Genomic DNA, 3887 nt, shown 5'->3' with positions numbered 1-3887 from the left:
CTGATTCTTTTTCATTTATTTAACTACATCATTTTATTTGGCGCTTACTTTTTAAATGTGATTTTGTGATAAATATGTGTTTTTTTTGCCAATTTTTATAATTGTTAGTGATAAATAATAAAAAATTACTAAAAAGTGCAAACATTTGCTTAAAATGTGTAAAGAAATTATGAATAGAAAATGTATAATATAGTCAAGATAGTTATTCTTTAAGGAAGAAAGCGCTATCAGGAAGGAGAGAGAATATGCCAAATATCTTATTAACAAGAATCGACAATCGTTTGATTCACGGTCAAGTTGCAACTCAATGGAGTGGAGTTCTAGGAGCTAACTTATTATTAGTTGCAAATGACGCTGTCGCAAAAGATGAATTCCGTCAAGGTTTGATGAACATGGCTGCTCCAGCTTATGCTCAGACTCGTTACTTCTCAATTCAGAAGACAATCGACATTATTGGAAAAGCAAGTCCTGCTCAAAAAATCTTCATCATTTGTGAAACACCTCAAGATGTATTACGTCTAGTTGAGGGTGGTGTTCCAATTAAAAAATGTAATATTGGAAATATGCACATGTCTGAAGGTAAACGTCAAGTCGCTACTACAGTAGCTGTAAATGACGATGATGTTGCTGCATTCAAGAAATTGCAAGAATTAGGTGTTGAATTAGAAATTCAACGTGTCCCTGACATCGCACCTGAAGATATTAATAAACTTTGGAGCTAATCCAAAAAAGGAGAAAATGAAAAATGAATATTGTAGAAATTGTGTTATTGGCAATTGTAACATTCTTTTTTGCCATCGACCAATTCTCATTAACTGAAATCGTTTATCGTCCTATCATTGCTTGTCCAATTATTGGTGCAATCTTAGGTGATGTAAACACTGGCTTAGTTGTTGGTGGTACATATGAGTTAATGATGGTTGGTAACATGCCAGTTGGTGGAGCACAGCCTCCTAACGCTGTATTAGGATCAGTTGTTGCTATGATTTTCGCTGTTAAAGCAAAAATGGACATTAATGCTGCTTTAGGAGCTTGTATGATTTTCGCTACATTCGGACAATACGTTGTAACATTAACATTTACAATCATGTCTGGTTTAATGGCTAAAGCTGATAAAGCTGCTAATGAAGCTAACCCTAAAGGAATTACAGCTGTATGTAATACTTCTATGGCTATCTTAGGTACTTTATTTGCTGTAATCGCTATTTTAGCATATGTTGGTGGAACTGCTGCTTCTGGTGCATTACAAAGCTTAAGTGAAAACGCAAGCTGGTTCATGGGTGGTTTAAGTGCTGCCGGTGGAATGATGCGTTTCGTAGGTTTCGCTGTATTGTTAAAGATTATGCTTTCTAACGACTTGTGGGGATGGTTACTAGGTGGTTTTGCAACTGCATTGCTATTTGGTAACGTTGAAGCTACTGCTTCTGCTTGCTTGATCTTAGTTGCATTCATCGGTGTTGCAATCGCATTATTAGACTTCAAGATTACTTCTATTGAAACAAAAGCTGCGCAGGGAGGTGTAAGTGATGGAATCTAATGCAATGACTTCTTACAAGGATACTACTCCTGCTGCAAGATTAGATAAACAAACTTTAAATAAAATGGTATGGCGTTCTTGCCAATTACAGGCTGCGTTCAACTACGAACGTATGCAATCTGCTGGTTGGTTATGGGCTATTTTACCAGGTTTGGAAAAAATCCACACAAATAAAGATGACTTAGCTGCATCTATGACTCACAACATGGATTTCCTTAATACTCACCCATTCTTCGTAACATTCGTTATGGGTATCGTATTATCAATGGAACAACAAAAAACAGATATTCAGACAATTCGTTCTGTACGTATCTCAACAGCTGCTCCATTAGGTGGTATTGGTGATGCATTGTTCTGGTATACATTAATTCCTATCACTGCTGGTTTAACTGCAAATATGGCTATTGATGGAAGTATCATGGGACCAATCTTATACTTCGTTATCGCATTCGGTGTTGAAATGGTATTACGTTATGCTTTAATGTATTGGTCATACAACTTAGGTTTAACTGCTGTTAAGATGATGACTGCTAACGCTAAAGCATTCACTCACGCTGCTAGTGTATTAGGTGTATTCGTTGTTGGTGCTTTAATTTCTAACTATGGTGGAGGAACTAAATTAGGTATCTCAATCGCTAATGGTGAAGGTGATCCAATTGTTATCCAAAACTACTTAAATATGATTTTACCTTGCTTAATCGCATTCGCATTCACTATGATGTGCTATGTATTGATTAAGAAGAAAAACTGGACTCCAGTAAAATGTATCGCATTATTCTTAGTAATCGGTATTGTTGGAGCTGCATTCGGAATCTGGGCAGGTTCATATACACCTCTAGTACCAGTTCCATGGTCAGTAGTTGCGTAGGCTAGTCTAACGAAGTTAGAATATTTTCTCTCAAATATAAGGTTGTAACGGATTATATCCTTACAACCTTTAATTTTATTTTTAGGTCATTAAAAAATTTTTTTAATGATTTAAAAATGAAATTAAGGAGGTACAAATTATGGCTGATAAAAAATATCCTGTTCTTTATGCAACAAGTGTTAAAGGAACAATTTTTAGACATTGTGGAGTATACAATACAATTTATTTCAATATATATAATAATAAGGAATTAGAGGATAAACCTTATTACTTAGAGTATATGGACGAGACAAGGGAAGAGGTTTATAAGGCAATCCAGAATAAGTTCACTATGTCTCAACCTTTAAAAGTGACAAATGATCATAAGGTTTTCATTATTTTTAGAGGCAATGTTGATATGCGTGATGTGAAAACTTTCTGCAAAATGATGCTACAGGAATTAGAATATTTTACAGAAGGTATTCATACAGCAGATTATGCTGAATTAGAAACGATGTTTATGGAGATTGGTCGTGCTCCAAGTTTTTTGAAGGCTTCAAAAGTTGGAGAAAAGTTGACACAAACCGATATTCTTGACAAAATAATGGTACATATGGATGGTCATGATCAACCGCAGGATAATGGTTGTCTGACACCATATACAGATTATGTTGATTTTAAAGAAGAAGAGAAACGACAAAATCTAAAAAAAGAAGAACTAGAAGAAGTAGTTGAGTGGTAAGGAGATAGTTATGGCAGAAGGAAGAAAGACAAGAAAAAAACAGGAAACTGATTTAAAGGGTAATGTATCTGGTTGGCATGTTTATAAAGATGAACGTGGAAGAGCGGTATATTATGATGTGTTTTCTAAAACTGGATATATTTTGGCAAATAATGAAGATCGATATAAACAATTCAGTATGCGCTTTGTGATGGGAGCTATCGGATTCATTTTGATGTTGATGTTTGATATGCCTATCTGGTTATGTGTTTTAGTTGGTGTTGCAGTATATGGATTTTTAGAATTTAGATTTAGACGATTCTTGAAAAACTTAGTTCGTATTGAAAACTTTAAGTGTAATGAAAAAATGAAGAGTGAAGCTTCTATTAAAACTTTAGATACGAATAAAATCATTTTGAAAATGGTTCTATTATTAGCGTTAGCTGTATTGATTATTATTAATGCATATAATGAAAACTATACAGGTTGGATGTTAACTCTTAATTACGTAATTAGTGCATTAACATTTATCTTCGCGTTATATCATGCTAAAGAATTGATTTCTCGAAAGAGTAAGTAAAAGGTTCGGTTGAACCTTTTTTTTGCAAAAAAAATGCGCATCTATAAGATGCGCAATATTTGTTATGCTTTTGGCTTTAGCCAGTTTGAGCGAGGGATTCGAGCGAAAACAACAAAACCACCTGCTATGCGGGTGGTGTCAAAAAATGTTATACAAAATAATCACCATTCTTTCTATAATGAAGGTGTTCAAGCTATCAAAA

5 protein-coding genes are annotated in these 3887 nt (G+C 34.4%); all 5 read left to right on the top strand.

What is annotated here, in order from left to right; genetic code table 11:
• Positions 1 to 245: 245 nt before the first annotated feature.
• The 5 genes from agaB to NE544_RS11715 all read left to right on the top strand — a co-directional run bounded on the left by agaB (position 246) and on the right by NE544_RS11715 (position 3685).
• The gene (agaB, locus tag NE544_RS11735; RefSeq protein ID WP_003863846.1) at positions 246 to 722 is read left to right on the top strand and encodes a PTS galactosamine transporter subunit IIB; all 477 of its coding nucleotides are present in this window, start codon (positions 246 to 248) and stop codon (positions 720 to 722) included.
• Between the two features lie 23 nt (positions 723 to 745).
• Positions 746 to 1537: a PTS sugar transporter subunit IIC gene (locus tag NE544_RS11730; protein ID WP_117570702.1), complete on the top strand. Its 792-nt coding sequence runs from the start codon at positions 746 to 748 to the stop codon at positions 1535 to 1537.
• A complete protein-coding gene (locus NE544_RS11725; RefSeq protein WP_117995756.1) occupies positions 1527 to 2405 on the top strand; it encodes a PTS system mannose/fructose/sorbose family transporter subunit IID in 879 nt (292 codons plus the stop codon). Before NE544_RS11730 ends, NE544_RS11725 begins: the two co-directional genes overlap by 11 nt.
• Positions 2406 to 2544: 139 nt before the next feature.
• Positions 2545 to 3126, top strand: coding sequence for a hypothetical protein (locus NE544_RS11720; protein ID WP_256269464.1), 582 nt, complete (start codon positions 2545 to 2547; stop codon positions 3124 to 3126).
• A 10-nt stretch (positions 3127 to 3136) separates the two neighbouring features.
• Complete coding sequence (locus tag NE544_RS11715) at positions 3137 to 3685, top strand: hypothetical protein (protein ID WP_118115070.1); 549 nt, start codon at positions 3137 to 3139, stop codon at positions 3683 to 3685.
• Positions 3686 to 3887 lie beyond the last annotated feature (202 nt).

Origin of the sequence: Holdemanella sp. MSK.7.32, assembly GCF_024460475.1 — a bacterium.
Taxonomy (GTDB): domain Bacteria; phylum Bacillota_I; class Bacilli_A; order Erysipelotrichales; family Erysipelotrichaceae; genus Holdemanella.
The sequence above is the reverse complement of the archived record's forward strand: the minus strand, read 5'-3'. Positions and strand labels throughout refer to the sequence as shown.

What these genes read in the sequence shown, in the direction of transcription:
- agaB (WP_003863846.1), top strand. Translation starts at nt 246, where the DNA reads ATGCCAAATATCTTATTAACAAGAATCGACAATCGTTTGATTCACGGT.
- NE544_RS11730 (WP_117570702.1), top strand. Translation starts at nt 746, where the DNA reads ATGAATATTGTAGAAATTGTGTTATTGGCAATTGTAACATTCTTTTTT.
- NE544_RS11725 (WP_117995756.1), top strand. Translation starts at nt 1,527, where the DNA reads ATGGAATCTAATGCAATGACTTCTTACAAGGATACTACTCCTGCTGCA.
- NE544_RS11720 (WP_256269464.1), top strand. Translation starts at nt 2,545, where the DNA reads ATGGCTGATAAAAAATATCCTGTTCTTTATGCAACAAGTGTTAAAGGA.
- NE544_RS11715 (WP_118115070.1), top strand. Translation starts at nt 3,137, where the DNA reads ATGGCAGAAGGAAGAAAGACAAGAAAAAAACAGGAAACTGATTTAAAG.